Origin of the sequence: Pantoea sp. LMR881, from assembly GCF_027157825.1 — a bacterium.
Classification (GTDB): Bacteria; Pseudomonadota; Gammaproteobacteria; order Enterobacterales; family Enterobacteriaceae; genus Pantoea; species Pantoea haifensis.
Genome location: NZ_JAPVOK010000006.1, coordinates 36,411 through 55,824, shown reverse-complemented (window position 1 = coordinate 55,824; position 19,414 = coordinate 36,411). Strand labels below are relative to the sequence as shown.

The following is a 19,414-nucleotide window of genomic DNA, read 5'->3' as shown; positions in this document are numbered from 1 at the left end:
TGTATCAGGGTCGTATCGCACTGCCTGACGGGTTTTAAAGCATTATCAGGGCGCTTTTTGAGTGACAGTGTAACGCATATTGACTTCTCCGTTTTTATCTCGCCTTAGCTTGTTTACAGCGAAAATGCCATTCCCCGTCACTGATAACGTTCATGGCTGGCCCGAACGCTCTCCTTTGCGTTGCAAGCGCCTGTTTTTATCATTAACTGTGCTTTACTGTAACCATGGAAAGACGAAAATTTTTAATAAAAACAGCAGACACAAAACCAGAGGCTGAGCAGCCTCTGCGGTCACCTTTGATGCAAAGTATCAAGGCGTTTGGCGCGCTGTTAATTCTGGCTGTGTTGTCAATTAATGCGTGGTCACTTAGCCAGTCCTGGCAAAGAACTGTCAGAACAGCAGAAGAAACGGCAATTAACCTTTCTCTCTCTCAGGCGCGACAGGCAGAAGATACTTTTCTCCAGACTGAAATTACGCTCAGAGAGTTGCAGCGAGACGTGCAGGATGAGATCTCCACTGGCGTAAATGGCGACAGCCTTAGTCTTATTATGCGTGATTTGAAAAGCCGTTTGCCGCAACTGCACGGCCTGTTCTATTACGATGCCAATGGCAAATGGATTGCGACCTCTGCTCAACCGGTACCAGCAGGAATAAATAACGCCGATCGCGAGTACTTCTCATACCACCGCAACAATCCCCGCAACAGCGTGCATATCGGCCCTGTTATTCGAAGCCGCAGTACCGGTGATCTTGTTATTCCCGTTTCAATGCGGGTTAACAGTATGGGCGGCGGTTTTGAGGGCGTTCTGCTGGCCACCATCAAAGTAGACTATTTCAGACGTTACTATGCTTATTATGAGATGGGTAAACGTGACGTTTTGGTGTTAATGCTCGCCGATAGCACCGTACTTTATGCTCGCCCTATGCCAGACAGCTACATTGGTAAAAATCTCTCTTCAAGCTGGCTGTTTCGTGAAATGTTAATGAAGTCCGATCGTGGCAGCGGACAATGGAGTGCGGCGCTTGACGGGCAAAAGCGAATATTTGGCTTCGCCCGCTCAGATCGCTATCCTCTCGTTGTTGCGGCGGGCTATGACAGACGAAACCTGATTCAGCAGTGGATGAAAAGTCGGGTGCAGGATGTCACGCTTAATCTTGCGTTACTGGCAGGTATTCTGGCGATGGGATCTTTTATCCTGCGCCAGGTAAGAATGAATTTGCGTTATCAGGCTCAGCTTGCTCAGTTACGTGACGAACTCACCGTCCTGAACAGCAATCTGAAGGCCATGGCAATGGTGGATGGCCTGACAGGACTGGCGAACCGCAGGCAATTTGATGTGTATTTAAAAGAGTCTCTTTTACGCTCAGCGGTCAGTGGCCATCCTGTATCTCTGATTATGATAGATGTGGATTTTTTCAAGCGTTACAACGACGTTTATGGGCATGTGAGCGGCGATGAATGTCTTCGCCTGGTGGGCGAGATCATTAAAACTCTGGCTCATCGCTTTCAGGATCTGTGTGCCCGCTATGGTGGAGAAGAGTTTGCCATTATTTTGCCGGAGACGGCGTTAAATGACGCTTACAGCGTGGCTCAAAAAGCGGTTGAAGCGGTGCGAAGCCATAAAATAGGCCATGCGGCGAGCGATTTTCCGGCTAAAGTTGTCACTATCAGCGCGGGCTGTGCCGCATTAACCGGCAGTGGCAATGACGCTGATATACAGCAGTTACTGACGCAGGCTGATGCTGCACTCTATCAGGCCAAGCATAAGGGAAGAGACCAGGCCTCACTATAACGTCTGCTGACAGAGGGTTAGCAGGTACGAAAACGTAGCCACAGAAAACGGGAACAGCCTGTGCATGTAAAGGGGTTAAATCAGGCGACTGCCTTTTACCCGCTCAGGAAAACATTCAAGTAGCCATTCAATGAAAACCCGCAGGCGATGCGTAACGTGTCGGTTTTGCGGGTAAACAACATGAAAAGGATAAGTGGCTGGTCGCCATGCTGGCAGGATTTCTACCATTAACCCATTTTGTATCGCTGGAGCCAGCGCGTAAGTAAAGGTTTGAATAATCCCTAATCCCGCCAGCGCGGCAGCAAGATGCGCGTTGCTTTCATTAACGCCAATGCGGTGCTCTGTTTTAATCTCCACTTTCTCTCCGTCTCGTTCGAAACGAAACGGCGTCGCCCGGCCTGTTTGGGGGAGAGGTAGCTGACGAGCCTGTGGCCGTTTTTGAGTTCTTCCGGATATGCCGGTACGCCAAAAGATTTGAGGTAACCCGGCGTGGCGCAGGTAATCAGATGCGCATCACCGAGATGACGGGCAATCATTGTGGAGTCATTAAGAGCGCCGCCTCTAATGACACAGTCAACGTTGTCGCTGATGAGATCGACCGGGCGATCCGACACGCCAAGATCCATCCTGATGTCGGGATAGCGTGACAGAAAATCGGGCAGGAGTGGAATGAGTACTTCCCTTGCCGTTGAGCCTCCGACGTCAACACGTAAGTGCCCGCGGGGTTTACTCCGCACTGAACTGAACGAAGTGTCAATATCTTCTAAATCCCGTAAAACGCGCGTTGTTTTTTCATAATAATCCCACCCCTCGGGCGTAACTGTTACCCGCCGCGTGGTACGTTGCAACAACCTGATCCCCAGATGTGCCTCCAGCTCCTGCACCATTTTGCTCAGCGTTGCGTTGGGCATGTTTAAGGAATCTGCAGCGCGCGTAAAATTTCCTGCTTCCACAACGCGCGCAAATGCCCGAATCGCCATTAACTGATCCATGCTTTTCCTCACTTAAGGTTGATTATCCACACAGGTGAATAGTGATTCTTATTTTACATAATTTATCTATAACCGTCCCTTGTTTACAGTGATCCCATTCCCGGCAAGTAAGCGACTGACTGCTAGCGCCATCTGCCAGGACAACATAACGTCATCACTTAATCTGGAGAGAATCATGAATAAGCCACTTAGCGGAAAAATTGCCCTTGTTACCGGTGGAACCAGTGGGATTGGCCTGGCCTCAGCGCAGGAGCTGGCAGCACAAGGCGCGCAGGTTTTTATTACGGGGCGTCGTCAGCAGGAACTGGATGCCGCCGTCTCTGCCATTGGCCCGACAGCGTTGGGTATTCGCGCCGATGCTTCTGTTCTTTCCGATCTGGATAGGGTGTATGCACAAATCGCTCAACGTAGTGGACGACTGGATATACTTTTTGCCAATGCAGGCGGTGGCGACATGCAGGCACTGGGCGCGATTACTGAAGAACATTTTGATCGCATTTTCGCAACCAATGTTCGCGGCGTGTTATTCACAGTGCAGAAAGCTCTGCCGTTACTGACTGAGGGGGCGTCGGTGATCCTGACGGCTTCCACTACGTCAGTGCAGGGAACCGCCGGATTTAGCGTTTATAGTGCCAGTAAAGCTGCTGTTCGTAACTTTGCACGTTCGTGGGCGCTGGATCTCAAAGATCGAGGTATTCGTGTCAATGCCGTCAGTCCGGGACCGGTGCGCACGCCGGGTTTAGGAGAGCTCGTGAGTGAAGAACACCGACAGGGATTATTCGATGCGCTGGCGGCGCAGGTACCTTTAGGCCGACTGGGTGAACCGCAGGAAATTGGCAAAGTAGTGGCATTTCTCGCCTCAGATGCAGCCAGTTTTATCAACGCAACAGAGATGTTTGTTGATGGAGGCATGGCTCAGGTTTAACAGGCCGGACGCACCTTATATTCACCGGGCAGGCAGAAACAACATTACCGTTTCTGCCTTTTGTCTTAATGTAAATAGTTTTACGTCACTGTTAGTGATCGGGTGCTGTTTTTTTGATCTTCTGTCTAAAGCCGGTTACCGCGCAGCCGATAACTCAAATTATTACAACACCTGCACACAGCGATTATGTTAACAATAAATCATAATGAAACCGCCGCGCTATCGAATAAAACGCGCAAAACAAACTCGTCAGAGCTGGCAAAGTCCATTGAGCGCCTCTCATCGGGGTTACGCATTAATGGCGCAAAAGATGATTCGGCGGGACAAGCGATTGCTAATCGTATGACCGCTAATATCAATGCAGACAGCGTGGTCGCGCGCGGTCTGGATGATGCTATCAGCTACTCACAAACCGCCGAAGGCAGCTTAAGTCAGGTAAGTCAGTTACTTATCCGGGCCAAGAGTCTGGCTATCCAGGCGGCGAATGGCACGATGTCAGAATCAGACCGGCAAAGCATTGATAATGAATACCAGCAAATCCTCGCAGGTATCAATGATATTGCCAGTCAGACTGAGATATTTGGCCAGTATCCTCTGGCAACCGACTCACCGGAAATGCCACCCGTTCTGTTGGGGAACGTGGAGCCGATTAACACCAAATTTCCGGTGCCGGGCCAGAATTACTCTTTCAACTCTGGGGTCGTGCCGTTAGCGTATATTCCCGCTGGCGCCACCAATATCACCATCACCATTGACGCTTTGGGACAAGATGATGATTTGCAGCTGTTTACCCGTGATGGTAAGCATCTGGTGGGTACGCCAATAGACGGAAGCGATCCGGATTACACCTGGGTCAGTAAAGGTATTACTGACGATGCTTCTGCTACGACTAAATTACTCACTACCAGTAATGGCTTTGCCAGTGGTGCCACCTATGATGATTCGCAATTAATCACAGGTGGTGCCACCTGGGCGTTGAATGGCAGCGATACGCTTAGCTATAACGGGATGAATATCAGTTATAGCGGTGACGGTGACCGTTATGAAGATGTTGCTGCAGGTGAGTTTAACGACGGGACGAACGGCGCTAACCGGCAGGAACGTATCACCCTTGATAACGTCAGTGAAGATCTGATTGTCGTCGTCGTCGGGAATGGTTCATTTACCAGTAATCTGACCTGGGGAACATTGCCGCAGCCGACGGTTACGCCGACGGTTCCGCCTAAACAGAGCCGGCCATTTGACGTAGTGACCAGTGCCAGCTTTGGTCAGCAGGTGCAGTCCGATACTATCGAGCCGACGCCAACAGATACGAAATCCTTAGGATTAAGTAATACCAGCCTGATTTCTGATGCATCTGTTTCAACCGCCATGAATGCATTAGACGCGGCGCTGGATAAAGTGAGCAGCTATCGCTCAACTTATGGTGCAAAGATAAACCGCTACACGTCTAATAAAACGGTTTTGGCGCAGCAGAATACCGCGACGCAGGCAGCCCGAAGCCGCATTCAGGATGCTGATTATGCGCTGGAAGCGAGCCGGTTAGCCAGGGCGCAAATTCTTGAGCAGGGACAAAACGCCGCGTTGAAGATTGCCAACCAGACGCCGCAAGCCGTGTTATCGCTGCTCAACAGTTAAGGATTTTGAACGCATGGAAGAAATGGATTTTTAATAGCGGTGCTGTTGCTTCAGCACCGCTGTCTGAGCGGCTTCTGGTATTCTGTGGGGAGCTTCGATACGGCGTACCACTCAAACGATCTCAAGAAGCGTCTTCTGTATCTTTAATCGGTTTTATCACACTTCTCTTCATAGCGATGATAATGGCTTAAAAACCATTCAGGGATATCGATTCCTGTCGGGGCTCATGCGGTTAATGCACAGGTGATACAACAAATCATCAACCGGGGCATTAGCGTTTATTCGGGTACTAAGGTAGTAAACCGCCCTCATAATTCCCTTAACATATGCAGATAAAAATTTCAGCGGACTCTGCAAGATGTCACGCAGCCGTCTCCGGGGTATCTGTGGCCCCCTGCTGCTGAACGAACTGCTTCTGCATGTTGTGACGTGAAAGGTAAGAGAGGCGTATTAGTTACAACAATCGTTAACGTGAAAAACAGACTCCCGGCCTAAGGCCGGGGCCGGCCGCCTTTTCAGGAGGGTCAATCCTGGCGCGTGTGCGAGGTTTGCACAGCGTGGCTCAGGATGGGCAGAGTGTTTCCGGTGTGCACCAAAATCATGATCAGGATGAGCTTTGTCGTTTCTGTGGAATGCGGGTGTCGGCAACATAAATTAGTGGATGCTGTAACTAAATGCCGCTTTATCCTGTTATGGTATCGCACGTTAACAAACGCGCCCCGGCTGTATGTTACTGATCGCCTGATTTTTCAAGATAAAAAATCAAAAAGATGCCCGGACTGTTTTCAATTTCTAATGCCGTATAGGTGTAGTAATGGAGCACGCCGTTATCATCAATGATGGCTTTGTTTCCTGCTCCCACGCGGCTGACATCGTGCTGTTCCCACATTTCACGAAACAGGGTACTTCTGGACATCAGGTCAGTAATGACATTTTCAAACACATGAGTATTGCCCGCGGCCGCCTGATATGATCGAAATGAAGCAAGGGTATGCTTCGCCGCTTTTTCCCAGTGCGCTATCCGCTTGCGGTAATCCTCATTAATAAACATCAGTTTTAGGGAATTTCTTTCTGACTCTGGGATCACTGACCAGTCAAAAATCTTGTCCCGAACAGCGTCGTTCCAGTAAAGAATATCCATATTGGCACGCCGGACAAAAGCCGGGTGAGGATGCAGGGCATCAACCATTGCCATCACTTCAACAGAGAGATCAGACAGATTTTGCGTCAGCTGCCCGCCCCCAAAAATAACGGCGTTGAGATATTGCTGCTCAACATCCGTTAACTGAAGCACTTTACCAATACGGTTAAGTGCAGCCGGTGAAATCCGGATATCCCTTCCCTGCTCCAGCCACGTATACCAACTGACACTTACCGCAGCCAGCTGCGCTACTTCTTCTCTGCGCAATCCTTTAACACGCCGGTTAAGTGAGCTAAATCCGTACTCCTCTGGGTTTAATTTTGCCCGGTGTTTTAAAAAGGAAGCTTTTTATATCGGTATGTCTGGGCACAAATGCTCCTGAGTATGACCTGTAATCACAGGATAACGTCTCCTCTTTTCACCTTTCATACAGCGTTTATTATTGTCGCCGCCGCTGAGGGTAAAGAGGATTTTCACTTTTCATTTTCATCAGTGCCGATGATAACAGCTACCGCAAGGCCGGGCATCTTGTGCCAGGCCAGACAATATTACAGACGTGACCGGATAACTTTAAGAATGAACGACAGCCGTACAAATAATTTCATCATTATGCTCACCGGTATTTTAACGCTGGTAACCGTGATGGGCATCGGCCGCTTTTCACTGACACCCCAGATCCCCTTAATGATAGGGGACGGCTATCTCACCCTGTCTGGTGCAGGAATAGTGGCCGCGATGAATTACATTGGCTATTTAGCCGGAGCCATACACGTCAGCCGGATGAAACAGGGTCATGCCTTTTTTCTCAAAGCAGGCATTTTGGCAACGGTGCTCGTAACGCTGCTTTCAGGCACGACCTCTTCGTTTATCCTTCAGTGCCTGTTCCGTCTCGTTGCAGGCGCAGGGGGTGCCTGGGCACTGATTATAGTGACTTCATGGACGCAGCTCAGGCTGGGTAACAATAATGCGCCCCGCCTCTCTGCGGCCGTTTTTACTGGTCCCGGCGTCGGGATCACGCTAACCGGTGTGCTGGCATGGTTGATGGCTTGCTTTCACTTCAGTTCCTCTTACGCCTGGTATATCTATGGTGCTGTGGCACTGATTATTAGTCTGTTGATCTGCCGTGCGCTTCCGGCTGAATTTGGTCCGGTCAGCGCCCATGCTGACCTGCATCCACCCGTTAGCAAGGAATTGAAAAAGCTGGTGGTTATCTACTCTCTGGCCGGGTTCGGTTACATTCTGCCGGCCACCTTTCTTGCTCAGATGGCCCACAGCGCCTTCCCGGAAGGGGATCTGGCCGCCTTTTTCTGGCCCCTGTTCGGCCTGTCTGCTGTAGCCGGAGTGGCGCTGGTGATTCTTTTTGCGGCGCGCTTCAATACGCAGCGTTGTCTGGCGGCCGCAATGATGCTGCAGGGTGTTGGCGTGGCGGCCTCAGTGGTTATGCAGAGCACTGCGGGCCTTTTACTCTCCACTGTGTTAACCGGGCTGGGATTTCTTTCAATTATGCAGCTGACAATGCGTTTCGCTCGTGAGATTTCAACAGGCTCACTGGCCCGAATGGTCGGCTTACTGACTTCTGGTTATGCAACCGGGCAGCTGGCCGGTCCGCTGCTCTCTTCAGCAAGCGTGGCGGTGTCTGGTACGTTAAATGAGGCCATTATCCTGGCGGCGGCAGGGCTTATTGCAGGCGGGGTTAGCGTCATGACACTCATCCAGCCGGGGAAAAGCAACGCTTAAGGCTAAAAACAACCTGGCTCTTCCCATTTTAAGGAAGAGCCATTGACCAGACCGGTAACTGTTATCATCAATCAGCTACAGAAAGAGAAAGGTTTGCACTCTCTTTTTGTGCTGCCCATGCAAAGAGTGCAGAAGCAATCAGAAGAACCAGTCCAAGCGCAAAAGGACTCCACCAACCGACAGCATCAAACAGAATCCCGCCCAGGCCTGCTCCGACAGTAATCGCCAGCTGGATAGTGGCCACCATCAGCCCGCCGCCCGCTTCAGCATTTTCTGGCAAGGCTTTACTGAGCCAGAGTCCCCACGCTACCGGCGCTGGCGTAGAAATCAGGCCCCATGCGGCCAGTAAAATCGTTACAACCATAAAAGAAGCGCCCGCCCCGATAAGCAATCCCGCTATCAGCGCCATGGCAAGCGGTATCGCGATCAGGTATGCGTAAAGGCCTCGTTGCAATAAATGCCCGATAAACCCGGTGCCAGCCAGTCCAAAAATACCCAAAGCTAACAGCATTAGTGAAAGTTGCGTCACCGAAACCCGCGTGATCTCCTCCAGAAAAGGGCGCAGGTAAGTGAAAATGGCAAACTGCCCCATAAACAGGAACATAATGCCTGTCATTCCCAGCGCCACCTGTGGCATGCGAAGTAAAGAAAAAGGGTTAGCCGAATGGCTTTTTGCTGTAGTCGCTGGCATCAGGGGAATGCTGCGCCACTGCCAGATAAAAGCCATAACAGCCAAAGGCACCACAATGAAAAAGATCCTCGCCAGCCGATATACTGGCCCAGAAAACTGCCTAGTGGTGCAGCAACGGTGGCTGCCAGCGCGTTACCGCCATTAATCAATGCCAGCCCTTTGGCGACGGCATGAGCGGGGATCAGACGCATCACGGTGGCCGTCGACATTGACCAAAAACCACCGATAGCAACACCCAACAGCGCACGTCCCGCCATAAAGGTTATACCATTGGTCGCCAGCGTTACCATCAGGCCTGAAATCGTCAGCAGAAAAGTGAAGCTCAGCAGGACTTTTTTACGATCGATATGCCCTGTAAGCGGTGTGTTCAGCAGACTGGTAATCACTGCGAACAGCCCCGATACTGAAATGGCCTGACCCGCATTTCCCTGGCTGAGGCCTAGATCGTCAGCAATCGGTGTCAGCAGGCTTACCGGCATAAACTCCGAGGCAATAAGAACAACCACCCCGAGCGTCATTGAAAAGATGGCTCCCCATGCGGGATGATGGCTGACGTGTGTTTTATTGTCTGAAGTGGCAGGCGCTGTAGGCATTTTTCTGTTCCGTTAAAAATTCAGCACCCAGTTTAAAACAGTTTGATAGCTTTGATTATCCAGGGTAATTTTTAAGTACTTTTGAATTTTACTCAACAATAAGCGTCTCCGTTATGAATGACATCCTGGCTTTTCTGGCAGTGGCTAAAGAACAAAGTTTTACCAAAGCATCACGTACTCTTGGCGTTACGCCTTCTGCACTGAGCCATACGGTAAAGCATCTTGAGGAAAGGCTGGGAGTGAGGTTACTTGCCCGCACAACACGTAATGTTGCCCCCACTGAAGCGGGAGAACGGTTATTACAGTCAGTTGGTCCACTTTTTGAGCAGATAAACACAGAAATCGACAGAATCGGTGAAATGAGAGATAAGCCAGCCGGAAATATTCGCCTGACCTGTTCAGATGATGCGGCTGAACAATTACTGCGGCCTGTTTTACCTGCGTTTTTCCGCCAGTATCCAGACATCAACGTAGAAATTTGTATCGATTATGGTTTTACCAATATTGTCAGTGAACGCTTTGATGCCGGTATACGCCTCGGTGAATCAATCAGCCTTGATATGATTGCTGTTCGCCTCGGACCGGACTGGCGCCTGTCAGTGGTGGGCTCGCCTGATTATTTCAGCCATAATCCAAAACCTCATCACCCACAGGCGTTAACCACTCACAATTGCATAAACATTCGACACGCTATTGGTGGAAGTGCTTATGCCTGGGAGTTTGAGAAAGATGAGCGAAAAATCAACGTCCGGGTTAATGGCCAGTTCACCGCAAACAGTAACATTCATATCCTCAACGCTGCCCTTGACGGCATCGGCCTGGCGTATCTTCCTGATTATATGGTAGAAGAGCATATTAAAGAGGGGCGTCTTATTGAGGTTCTGGCAGACTGGAGTCCCTATTTCGAGGGCTATCATCTCTATTATCCTCACAGAAGAAATACGTCTTCGGCCTTTTCTGTCTTTGTCGAGGCCGTGAAATATCAGGGGCAACGCACCGCGTCTTAATAAGAGATGATGCCCCTGATACAGATAAATAAAGGCGAGTATGACACCGCTCCGATCACGTCACGCCTTTTGGTCAGTTGATTCCTTTTGTCCAGACTTCGCAACCTGTGCCCGGTAAGGTATAGTCCGCTTTTTTACGGAGGAACCATGCTGATCAACTCATCTATTCGCCTTAACAAATACATCAGCGAGAGCGGGATCTGTTCTCGTCGTGAAGCCGATCGCTACATTGAACAAGGGAATGTTTTTATTAACGGCAAACGGGCCGCGATTGGCGATCAGGTATCAGCTGGCGATGTGGTAAAAGTTAATGGTCAGCTTATTGAGCCACGTAATGAAGACGATCTGGTATTGATTGCGTTAAATAAACCGGTTGGCATTGTCAGTACCACCGAAGAGGGTGAAAAAGACAATATTGTTGATTTTGTGAATCACAGTAAACGAGTCTTCCCTATTGGCCGCCTGGATAAAGATTCTCAGGGGCTGATTTTCCTGACCAATCACGGCGATTTAGTGAATAAAATCTTACGCGCCGGCAACGATCATGAAAAAAGAGTACATGGTGACCGTCAACAAACCCGTGACTGATGAGTTCATCCACGGTTTGGGTGCCGGTGTGCCAATGCTCGGAACGGTTACCAAAAAATGCAAGGTGAAGAAAGAGGCACCCTTTGTGTTTCGTATCACGCTGGTGCAAGGGCTTAACCGTCAAATTCGCCGTATGTGCGAACATTTTGGTTATGAAGTTACCAAACTTGAGCGTACCCGCATTATGAACGTCAGCCTGAAAGGCTTGCCTTTGGGTGAATGGCGAGATTTAACAGACGATGAATTGATCGGGTTGTTTAAACTGATTGAAAATTCAACATCTGAAGTGAAAAAGCAAAAAAAACGCCCGCTAAGGCGGTAGCTAAAAAGCCGGGTAATAGCGGCCCCAAAAATGCTGAAAAATCGGCTGGCAACCTCGCCTCTCGCAAACGTTTTACTCAGCCTGGGCGGAAGAAAAAGGGCCGCTAAGCACGCCATTCGTTCTGTACAGGTAATTGTCCGTTGCAAGAAAACGTCCGGTTGAAGAAGTGTCGCCGGTATAGCTTTCACTGTTACGTGCCGCCATGCTCCGTGCGGCACGGCTAATAATCTCAGCCGGAAATTTAGATTCCGTTAAATATCACGACACGCCTTCTGCGACATTAAGAACGGTTAATCTACTGTTGGCGTGAAAATGACTGTTAGCTTTTCGCGATAATGCCCGGCGTTTTATCCTTTACCAAAAATTTATTGACACTGAGCTGTAACGGCGCTGGTATACAGAGCACTGGTGTAGTAATACCTGGTAGCCTGACCGGACGAATTTTATTCTGATTGATCTGTGTCCAGACGATGTTCTGATTATTCATTACCTTTCTTAGCCTGAGAAATATTCAGTTCCTTCGCCAGAGAGCCGGTTGTAGCAGCCTCTTTTCCGTTAGGGAAAAGCACGGCGGTAGTGAAATCAGCAGGTGTCGTGTCGCTCAAGGCCTGACCACCCCAGCTTACTGCCGGAGGAATAGTGTTGGTAGTAGCACCGGCATTATTAACCAACTGCGGCGCGGTAACTAACTTCATATGAATAGCACCCGCTGAGGCGCTCATTGCATTTGACCCAATCCTGGTCATCATAGAGACCGGGGATAAACCAGTCCCTGAAACATATTTCATCTCAACAGATTTTGGTAAGGCACTACCATCAGATAGCGTCATATCAATTGTCGGGTCAACGTTCGCCGTGACAGTGATATCTTTCTGAACGGCATAAGCTGAACCTGTCAGGCAAACAAAAAAGCAGCAAAAGTGAGAGGTTTAGTAATATAAGTTTTCCATGTATTCTTTTTAATTCAGACGTAATGTCATACAGAAATTCATTATTTATCAACAATTTGGTTGCAATGTGTTTAGCAAAAAATAAACGTTACTTTCATTTGATTAACATTAAACACTCGTTGGCCTTGTTTTTTCCAAGCCAGCTTTTGTATTTAATGATTATTTTTCCTTGTTTTTTTATTAATGGTAAATGATATTACCTCCCAGGAAATAAATTTATATTATCAGTTTTCCATTGACATGCTGTTTCAGGCTTACCTTGATGGCTTAATCCAACATCAATGATTTTTATCCGCTGATTACCCTTATTTTCTAACTTCTTGTGATCTTTAGTCAGAGAAGTGGAAATTTGCGGATTGCGTGGAGGAACAGTAACCAGAATTCCCCAAACAAGATTTACACTGACATCTGTCGTAATCTTTTTACCGGCATTACTCAATGCAGGATCATCCGGTGATGGTACGCCTTCAAACATCACGCGATATATTTGTTCTGTTTCAGGTATATTCATTGACACGAAACGAATAAGTTTGCTACTTCCTCCGGGAATAGCCGATTTCGGTGGCATGACAACCAAATCACTTCCCTTTCCAGGTTTAATTTCAATCTCTTTTTCATCTGGCGCCCCCGGACTGATAATCTTAAACACCTTTGTTTGCACAAACTGCACGTCCCGTGATTTTGATATTAATCGTACACTCCCTTCACCTTTTTCATTAAGACCAACGACCATAGGGTAAACAGTCATATTTGCCTGAGCAGCAAAAAGAAAAAATTGACAACACCATGAATAACATATGACGCAATCCATTTATATTCATTTTAACTTTTTAATAACCGTAAAATTTTTTCTCTATCCGTGTTGTTTTTGGGGTTTTATATTTCACCGCTAACGAGCGATCTGTATTTTGAGTTCCGGAAAAATTAAATCAACTTTAAGTGAGTTATTTAACAGGAATTTAAGTGAAAAACAGAAGGCAACAAAAAAACCATAAAAAAGCAAATTAACTCTCCTTAATAAATTACAAGCTCTTAAAAGGAGTGTTTGAGAAAATCATGGCCTGCTATATACAGCTTCAGGATTAAGCGTGCAGGGCATTTTTACTTATCCCTGTGGCAACTGCCTTTCTCTGAACGGACCGATCTGGATTAGATTTGAAATGTTGCAGATATGTTTTTTTGTTATTTTTTGATTATCATTCCAGACAAAAACCGAAAATGACGATAACAGAGGCAAAGACAATGACGGAACGTAAGGGTAGGGTAATTGGGGTTATCAGCGAGGAGCTGACTCATCCCTGCGTTGTGAAGATGCTGAACGAAGTGACCCACCAGCTTAATACTCGTGGCGCTCTGACGCTGCTGCTGAATGTCGACTCGCCAGAGAATCGTCAGTCAGTTATGCACTTTATGACGCAGCAACCGATTGATGGCGTGCTGGTCGTTTCGACTGTTTATCGTGACGCGCTAAACGCAGCCGCTGAAGCGTTATCTTCAACCCTGATGCATCTGTGCAGCAGCTCTGATCATAACAATCCCCGGGTTGTCACTGCTGATGACTACACTGCCGGGGAAGAAATTGCGCAACTGATGCTGTCGCAGGGGCACCAGCGTTTTGGCTACATGCAGGGATATGAACGCCTTTCTTCACCCTTGCGACGAATGAAGGGCTTTGCCGCCGGTTTAGAAGCGGCAGATAAAACAGCAAAGGTACTGGTGGCGGGCAGTCACGATCGCGAGCTGGCCTACCAGGCAATGATGGCTTACCTGAAGCGTACCCGGGCATCGGAGCGCATTGAGGCACTCTTTTGCGAAAATGATCTGCTGGCATTTGGCACGATGCAGGCAATTCGTGATTTTGGTCAGGGGACGCATATTGCTGTAGTGGGCTTTGGCGATATTGATGAAGCGCGCACATCAACCTGGCACCTGACAAGCTGGTCACAGCATAACGACTTACTGGTGACAGAGGCTCTCAACCGGTTACTGGACAACCGTTATGATGAGAATGGCCTATGGCGGCGAGGTGAACTGCAAATTCGGCACTCGCATCTGGGTAAAGAAGTGCCGGGAGAAATGGCACAATGTGGATGTGCCAGCCGTCACTGATGCAGAAAGCCAGCACAGGAGCACTCGCTGTGCTGGCTTTTATAGCTGCGCTTCACTGAATTTTTACCCGCTTTTACCGCTGCTTAAAACGTTGCATTCAAACCCACATTCCAGGTGACTTCATTATATTCACTGACGCCCCCACCGCAGAAACCGCCGCAAAGGCACTTACCGTCTGACCAAGCGGTACGTTCGCACCGACAGCCATATCCAGCCAGTTTTCGTCGCGCGCTTCGCCGGAACGACTGAACGACGTGCGTGTGGATTTTAACCCCGCCGTCACGGGTGAGTCAGTATCACCGAATTGATGGTTATAACTGACCTGCGCCCACGGATTGACCGACAGCTGCTGAGTATCAATGCGCCAGCCCAGCGAACCGATTTGAGAATGAGTGGTCTGATCGTAATAGCGCATCGCGCTGCTGCTGTTACCCTGCTCCTGATAGCCGCCAACGCGAGCATAGTCAAGCGCATAACTGGCAACGGGGCCAGTTGTGACATAAGAACCCAACGGCAAATCCCAGCCAGTTTGCACCCGTAACCCCAGTAGTTTGCCCCCGGTATTGCCCTGCTCAGTGCGGGTAGCGGGCCCCAGCTTTACCTGACGCTCAATGTCATCAAAATCCAAATCGGCATAGTGAATATCGGTGTTGATCCACCCTTGATCCAGAATGCTTAACTGGCTCCACAGCGCCACCAGGTTACCACGTAAGCGGTAATCGTAACGGGATGAGGGCTGCTGGTGCTGATTCGCAGTAGAAAGCAGTGCGCCCGCCTGCCAGTTTTCCGTTACCTGATATCCCAGACCCAGTGCCAGATTGGTCGTGGTAGCGTCGCCATCGTTCCAGGCGTCGCCTTTGCTGTTTGAATGCTGTCCCGCATAGCCACCAAAAACCGTGAGCTGGCCTGCGCTGGCAGGTCGATGGCGCTGCTGTTGCAAATGCCCATCCAGCGTATTATGTACGTCACGCACCATTGCCAGCGGGGATTGCGTCAGCGCCGCCACCTGCAGAGGCGCATCCAGCACTGACTGAATATAATCTGCGATAAGCGCATGCACCGCCGGGGAAGGATGTAAACGGTCAGCAAACAGATAGCTTTGTGCGCTGGAGAATCCAGGCGTAGATGAGGTACAGACTGAGGCTGAAACACCGGTTGGGCAAGCCATTCCCGCCGTGTTGCTGATGCCATAAAGAGCGGGATTGGCAATCACTTCACTAAATAAACCGTTAACATCAACCCGCACAATATTGCCCTGTGTAGCCACCAATCCACTCTCTTCAAGCTGGTTATAACGGTCGGTTAACGTTGCCGCCTGGTCGCTTATGGTTTGCCAGGCGGCAATCAGCTGTTGGGCCAGCGCATCACGCACGGCGGGAATGGAGGAAATTTCAGACGCCGCCTGCGTCAGCGCCGTTTCAATCGCCTGCTGGCGTGATGCGGCATCCGGCGTTACGGCGCTGTCAAGAGACTGGAACGCCGCCGCCAGTGCAGGTTCAGCGGCTGGCCCCAGCAGGCTGAGAATCGCTTCTGTCACTGCAGGCGTTGCGCCTACATCAGGAACGGTAGGCACAATCACTGCCCCCGCGCCTGCATCCAGTAACGTTTTTACCTGCGCGGCAGCCGCTGTTGCGCTGTTATCAACAATTTCCGTTGCGAACAGCGGACTGATGACCGCCGCAGCCAGATCGTTGCCACCGATCCAGTGAATATACAGACCATTGCTGTCAGCCCTTCCCCCATGGCGGTAAACCAGGCAGAAACCTGATCTTGCGTATTGAGATCCGGATTCAGTAAAGGCGTCGCTACCGCGCCTCCAGCGGCGTAGTTGCTTCCCCCTGAGAAGAGGGAAGCAGCGTTTGTCCCATATTCTGAGCAAGGATTTCATCATAAAGCGGATGCGTAGCGCCATCCCAGGTGTAACGGCCAATATTACCGCCATCACTTAAGCTGTCGCCGAAAACGGTGAGACTATCCCATGCTGAAGCGGAAACCGGCATCAACAAAGCACTTAGCGTAGTAATAACCGCGAGGGAAGTGTGAGAGGACGCATTGGTATTATTCTTCATCATCAGCTCCGAATTAACAGTCAGACTGAAGCCCGCAAGCCTGACCGCATTGTTCAACGGCTTGCGCTTTTTATCAGCAGCGTTTCAGCGCAAGAGAAATGTTTACCACTTCACGTCATAACGTGCGGAACGATGCCGCTAAGGCAAAGAATCGAAGTGATCCTTTCAGAGAAGAAACAAGGACAAATTAAAATTGAGCCAGTGAAAATCTTTATCAGTGTGGCAAAGAATTTTCCGGCTGCGCGGGAAATCAGCGTTAAATCTGTTTTGTATCGATAAGCGCGTGGTTCATCTCAATTTATTCAGCGTGGCTTCGCTGGCGCGACAGCAGGCTATAGTGTCTGTTTACCCTGCCGTTCGAAAAATGCCCTGTTGTACGTTAATCAAAGCGGTGGTATCCGGTGCAAGCGGCAGGGACCTAAACAAACCCGTGCAGATGTTTATATTCACTGGCAATAAGGAAAAGAGATGAACGATACTTCCCACTTCGGCGATCTTACTCGCTCCGATATGTTGCAGCGTCCCCCCGCAGGTGAAACCAAAGAAGCATCAAACCAGCCCCTTGTTGTTACGCCGACATTTGTATTACGTAGCGATAATACGCAGTGGACTGAACGCCCGCACGATAAAGGGTCTTCTGTTGATTGCACAGGAAAAGAAGTGACTGAGCCAGATCGCCATGCTGCAAAACTGGCACTGGAGGCTGAACCAAATCTTGCCTTTGAACACTGGGATGAATACTGGCGTAAGGTACATGGGCCGAAATTTGCCTATGCGGGGCCCGGTACACAAAATGACAGCGTTTTGCGCTACGATCAGGTTCACCGGCTGGCATCTGGCCCCTCCTCCTGGTTTAGACCCCCTATCGTGCCATGATCGACGATCACAACCGCCTCGTCGCTGACCCCGCAGCACGAGTGCCGGTCTATCATCGTCTCTCATGGGATGGGTTTGCCTACATCGCTTACAACTCAGTAGACGACACAGAACAAACCCTTACACAAGAGCAGTATGCCAAACGCATTATTGCCGATGAGCAAACGGTGTTTCGTAAAGTTACGCGGCAGCTGGCGCGTGAATTCATTATTATTCCCTCTGCCCGTCACCGCGATCCTTTCAGCCTGGTGAAAATTCATTACCGGCAGCCCGCTTTGAGCCGGGAAGCATTTCAACACCAGTGGTTGCACGATCATGCCGATCTCGTCGCCTCCATGGACGCAACAAAAAAATATGTCAGCCGCTATGCTCAGCTTCACCCCTTTGACCTGACGCAGGAAGATCCTGAAGGCGAGAAAATAGATGGCATAACCGTCCTGTCTTTCGCGTCCTTAAATGATGTAGAAGACTATATCTGCACACGTGACTGGGCACATATTGAAGCCGCTGAGCACACCATTATTGATTCTGAGCGATCTGAATTTTGGACAGCAGTAAATTATAATGTAATTAACCGGTTGTCATCAGAAAAAGTCACCAAAAAAACATGATGTTAATGCAGCCAGACAAAAATATTATATCGGCATGATGTGGGTTTTAATAAACGGCTGGCTTCAAAGCCGTTTATTGAACGATGCACAACCATTTTTATCTTCATAATTTTTTAATATATATGGATTATTTCACCTGGTGTTAATGGCAACTACTTTTCACACGCAATAATTATTCAGAAACAACCTTATGCCACACGAATTAACTGTTAACAGCAATGCTGCTATTGCAATAGAGATAACCGGCGTATGACAGACTCGTCCATATTAAAATGGCTGAATCGCCGTTTAAAAGTTTGCATGTTAACCCGCAGTTGATAAAAGCACGCATTTTGCGCTATGAATATAAGCAGATTATCTCTGTTAACGATATTTCGATGATGCGTTTATTTCGTTGAATCACGCCAGCACGGTGACAGGTCGCGAGCCGACGTCACTTTGCCGCCAAACCTGAAAATTACACTTTTGCTGTTAACCTGGCTCAAAACCTGCTCATGATTTGACCTTTTGGGTCAGTGGGTTACCTTACCTGCGCGCAGTGCTGACTTTAAAGGTGATAATGAGAATTATTATGGTATTATCGCGGTGACCCTTTAGCTTGCTTTATCTTGTCGTCTTTTATCGCTTTTCATTCCTTGTTGTGCACAGGTGATCCTTTGAATCAGGTAGCCGCTAATCCGTTTCCAGTTGGGGGAAATATGAATCAAATGGTTTACGTAGTAGATGATGATGATTCAGTAAGAAATTCTCTGATACAACTACTTCGCTCAGAAGATTATGATGTTGCGGATTTCTCTTCACCTCAGGATTTTTTATCACATCCCATCTACCCTGCGCCCTGTTGTCTTATTCTGGATATTAACATGCCCAATTTAGACGGATTAAACGTTAACCGCACATTACATCAACGGGGCTATTCAATACCCACTATTTTTCTTACCGGATTTGGCACTATTCCTGTCACGGTAAAAGCAATGAAAGAGGGCGCTTACGAATTTCTGACTAAGCCTGCCGATCCTGAGGAAATTCTCAATAGCGTTTCTAAAGCATTGCACATTTCCCAGGAAAATATGGTCTCTTCAATTGAAAAGCTCGACCTGACAGTTCGCCATCAATCACTCACTCCCCGCGAGTCTGAAGTCATGTTACTGGCTATTGGCGGCCTGCTGAACAAACAAATTGCGCACGAGATGGGGGTAAGTGAAATTACCGCTAAAGTACACAAGCGACGCGTAATGGAAAAAATGCAGGCACGTTCACTTTCTGATTTAGTCAGAGCAGCCGAAAGGCTCAATCTGGGTAAGTCTCGCAGCCGGTAACGCCTTTATCCTTATCGGTGCAGGAAAATTGCGCCGGTAAGAAGGCCAGCCTG

The 19,414-nt window shown here is 48.9% G+C and carries 17 protein-coding genes and 3 pseudogenes; 11 read left to right on the top strand and 9 right to left on the bottom strand.

Going from position 1 to position 19,414, the window contains the following annotated elements; all coding sequences use genetic code 11:
- Positions 1 to 299: 299 nt before the first annotated feature.
- A complete protein-coding gene (locus O3W44_RS23080) occupies positions 300 to 1,793 on the top strand; it encodes a sensor domain-containing diguanylate cyclase (RefSeq protein WP_269295016.1) in 1,494 nt (497 codons plus the stop codon).
- Between the two features lie 75 nt (positions 1,794 to 1,868).
- On the opposite strand, the pseudogene O3W44_RS23075 reads toward O3W44_RS23080, so the two are convergent.
- Positions 1,869 to 2,785 (bottom strand): annotated as a pseudogene (locus tag O3W44_RS23075) (LysR family transcriptional regulator).
- 175 nt (positions 2,786 to 2,960) lie between these two features.
- Here O3W44_RS23075 and O3W44_RS23070 point away from each other — a divergent pair.
- Complete coding sequence (locus O3W44_RS23070; RefSeq protein ID WP_269295015.1) at positions 2,961 to 3,710, top strand: SDR family NAD(P)-dependent oxidoreductase; 750 nt, start codon at positions 2,961 to 2,963, stop codon at positions 3,708 to 3,710.
- Between the two features lie 186 nt (positions 3,711 to 3,896).
- On the top strand, positions 3,897 to 5,348 hold the full coding sequence (locus O3W44_RS23065; RefSeq protein ID WP_269295014.1) for a flagellin N-terminal helical domain-containing protein: 1,452 nt from the start codon (positions 3,897 to 3,899) through the stop codon (positions 5,346 to 5,348).
- Positions 5,349 to 6,078: 730 nt separating this feature from the next.
- Here O3W44_RS23065 and O3W44_RS23060 read toward each other — a convergent pair.
- Entirely contained in the window at positions 6,079 to 6,756 is a 678-nt protein-coding gene (locus O3W44_RS23060) for a helix-turn-helix transcriptional regulator (RefSeq protein WP_269295013.1), read from the bottom strand.
- Between the two features lie 309 nt (positions 6,757 to 7,065).
- Here O3W44_RS23060 and O3W44_RS23055 point away from each other — a divergent pair, with 309 nt between their 5' ends.
- On the top strand, positions 7,066 to 8,226 hold the full coding sequence (locus O3W44_RS23055; protein WP_269295012.1) for a YbfB/YjiJ family MFS transporter: 1,161 nt from the start codon (positions 7,066 to 7,068) through the stop codon (positions 8,224 to 8,226).
- 67 nt (positions 8,227 to 8,293) lie between these two features.
- On the opposite strand, the gene O3W44_RS25205 is transcribed toward O3W44_RS23055, so the two are convergent.
- Entirely contained in the window at positions 8,294 to 8,917 is a 624-nt protein-coding gene (locus O3W44_RS25205; RefSeq protein WP_442954693.1) for a hypothetical protein, read from the bottom strand.
- On the bottom strand, positions 8,917 to 9,510 hold the full coding sequence (locus O3W44_RS25200) for an MFS transporter (protein WP_442954692.1): 594 nt from the start codon (positions 9,508 to 9,510) through the stop codon (positions 8,917 to 8,919). Before O3W44_RS25200 ends, O3W44_RS25205 begins: the two co-directional genes overlap by 1 nt.
- A 113-nt stretch (positions 9,511 to 9,623) precedes the next feature.
- On the opposite strand from O3W44_RS25200, the gene O3W44_RS23045 reads away from it, so the two are divergent.
- Both O3W44_RS23045 and rluF read left to right on the top strand, forming a co-directional pair.
- A complete protein-coding gene (locus tag O3W44_RS23045) occupies positions 9,624 to 10,517 on the top strand; it encodes a LysR family transcriptional regulator (protein WP_269295011.1) in 894 nt (297 codons plus the stop codon).
- A gap of 147 nt (positions 10,518 to 10,664) precedes the next feature.
- Positions 10,665 to 11,534: pseudogene (gene rluF, locus O3W44_RS23040) on the top strand (23S rRNA pseudouridine(2604) synthase RluF).
- Here rluF and O3W44_RS23035 read toward each other — a convergent pair.
- From O3W44_RS23035 to O3W44_RS23025, 4 genes are all read right to left on the bottom strand, one after another.
- Positions 11,500 to 11,631, bottom strand: coding sequence for a hypothetical protein (locus O3W44_RS23035; RefSeq protein ID WP_269295109.1), 132 nt, complete (start codon positions 11,629 to 11,631; stop codon positions 11,500 to 11,502). The pseudogene rluF and the gene O3W44_RS23035 sit on opposite strands and share 35 nt — an antisense overlap.
- Positions 11,632 to 11,746: 115 nt before the next feature.
- Positions 11,747 to 11,914, bottom strand: a complete 168-nt coding sequence (locus O3W44_RS25195) for a CfaE/CblD family pilus tip adhesin (protein WP_269295080.1) — start codon at positions 11,912 to 11,914, stop codon at positions 11,747 to 11,749.
- On the bottom strand, positions 11,907 to 12,257 hold the full coding sequence (locus tag O3W44_RS23030) for a CS1 type fimbrial major subunit (protein WP_269295010.1): 351 nt from the start codon (positions 12,255 to 12,257) through the stop codon (positions 11,907 to 11,909). The genes O3W44_RS25195 and O3W44_RS23030 overlap by 8 nt, the downstream gene beginning before the upstream one ends.
- Positions 12,258 to 12,573: 316 nt before the next feature.
- On the bottom strand, positions 12,574 to 13,125 hold the full coding sequence (locus tag O3W44_RS23025; RefSeq protein ID WP_269295009.1) for a fimbrial protein: 552 nt from the start codon (positions 13,123 to 13,125) through the stop codon (positions 12,574 to 12,576).
- Positions 13,126 to 13,619: 494 nt separating this feature from the next.
- Between O3W44_RS23025 and O3W44_RS23020 the strand changes: the two genes are divergently transcribed.
- Positions 13,620 to 14,486, top strand: a complete 867-nt coding sequence (locus O3W44_RS23020) for a substrate-binding domain-containing protein (protein WP_269295008.1) — start codon at positions 13,620 to 13,622, stop codon at positions 14,484 to 14,486.
- 83 nt (positions 14,487 to 14,569) lie between these two features.
- Here O3W44_RS23020 and O3W44_RS23015 read toward each other — a convergent pair.
- A pseudogene (locus O3W44_RS23015) lies at positions 14,570 to 16,555 on the bottom strand (autotransporter outer membrane beta-barrel domain-containing protein).
- Between O3W44_RS23015 and O3W44_RS23010 the strand changes: the two are divergent.
- The 4 genes from O3W44_RS23010 (at position 16,526) to O3W44_RS22995 (ending at position 19,361) form a co-directional block, all read left to right on the top strand.
- Positions 16,526 to 16,834 (top strand): hypothetical protein, encoded by a 309-nt coding sequence (locus O3W44_RS23010; RefSeq protein ID WP_269295007.1) that lies wholly within the window; start codon positions 16,526 to 16,528, stop codon positions 16,832 to 16,834. The pseudogene O3W44_RS23015 and the gene O3W44_RS23010 sit on opposite strands and share 30 nt — an antisense overlap.
- 189 nt (positions 16,835 to 17,023) lie before the next feature.
- Positions 17,024 to 17,431: a hypothetical protein gene (locus O3W44_RS23005; RefSeq protein WP_269295006.1), complete on the top strand. Its 408-nt coding sequence runs from the start codon at positions 17,024 to 17,026 to the stop codon at positions 17,429 to 17,431.
- Entirely contained in the window at positions 17,428 to 18,042 is a 615-nt protein-coding gene (locus O3W44_RS23000; RefSeq protein ID WP_269295005.1) for an EthD domain-containing protein, read from the top strand. The genes O3W44_RS23005 and O3W44_RS23000 overlap by 4 nt, the downstream gene beginning before the upstream one ends.
- 698 nt (positions 18,043 to 18,740) lie before the next feature.
- A complete protein-coding gene (locus tag O3W44_RS22995) occupies positions 18,741 to 19,361 on the top strand; it encodes a response regulator transcription factor (RefSeq protein WP_269295106.1) in 621 nt (206 codons plus the stop codon).
- Positions 19,362 to 19,414: the final 53 nt, after the last annotated feature.

Excerpts from the sequence above, each read along its gene's own strand:
- O3W44_RS25200 (WP_442954692.1), bottom strand. The coding sequence starts at position 9,510 with ATGCCTACAGCGCCTGCCACTTCAGACAATAAAACACACGTCAGCCAT.
- O3W44_RS25205 (WP_442954693.1), bottom strand. The coding sequence starts at position 8,917 with ATGCCAGCGACTACAGCAAAAAGCCATTCGGCTAACCCTTTTTCTTTA.
- O3W44_RS25195 (WP_269295080.1), bottom strand. The coding sequence starts at position 11,914 with ATGAATAATCAGAACATCGTCTGGACACAGATCAATCAGAATAAAATT.
- O3W44_RS23045 (WP_269295011.1), top strand. The coding sequence starts at position 9,624 with ATGAATGACATCCTGGCTTTTCTGGCAGTGGCTAAAGAACAAAGTTTT.
- O3W44_RS22995 (WP_269295106.1), top strand. The coding sequence starts at position 18,741 with ATGAATCAAATGGTTTACGTAGTAGATGATGATGATTCAGTAAGAAAT.
- O3W44_RS23025 (WP_269295009.1), bottom strand. The coding sequence starts at position 13,125 with ATGACTGTTTACCCTATGGTCGTTGGTCTTAATGAAAAAGGTGAAGGG.
- O3W44_RS23055 (WP_269295012.1), top strand. The coding sequence starts at position 7,066 with ATGAACGACAGCCGTACAAATAATTTCATCATTATGCTCACCGGTATT.
- O3W44_RS23080 (WP_269295016.1), top strand. The coding sequence starts at position 300 with ATGCAAAGTATCAAGGCGTTTGGCGCGCTGTTAATTCTGGCTGTGTTG.
- O3W44_RS23020 (WP_269295008.1), top strand. The coding sequence starts at position 13,620 with ATGACGGAACGTAAGGGTAGGGTAATTGGGGTTATCAGCGAGGAGCTG.
- O3W44_RS23070 (WP_269295015.1), top strand. The coding sequence starts at position 2,961 with ATGAATAAGCCACTTAGCGGAAAAATTGCCCTTGTTACCGGTGGAACC.
- O3W44_RS23000 (WP_269295005.1), top strand. The coding sequence starts at position 17,428 with ATGATCGACGATCACAACCGCCTCGTCGCTGACCCCGCAGCACGAGTG.
- O3W44_RS23035 (WP_269295109.1), bottom strand. The coding sequence starts at position 11,631 with ATGGCGGCACGTAACAGTGAAAGCTATACCGGCGACACTTCTTCAACC.
- O3W44_RS23030 (WP_269295010.1), bottom strand. The coding sequence starts at position 12,257 with ATGACGCTATCTGATGGTAGTGCCTTACCAAAATCTGTTGAGATGAAA.
- O3W44_RS23065 (WP_269295014.1), top strand. The coding sequence starts at position 3,897 with ATGTTAACAATAAATCATAATGAAACCGCCGCGCTATCGAATAAAACG.
- O3W44_RS23005 (WP_269295006.1), top strand. The coding sequence starts at position 17,024 with ATGAACGATACTTCCCACTTCGGCGATCTTACTCGCTCCGATATGTTG.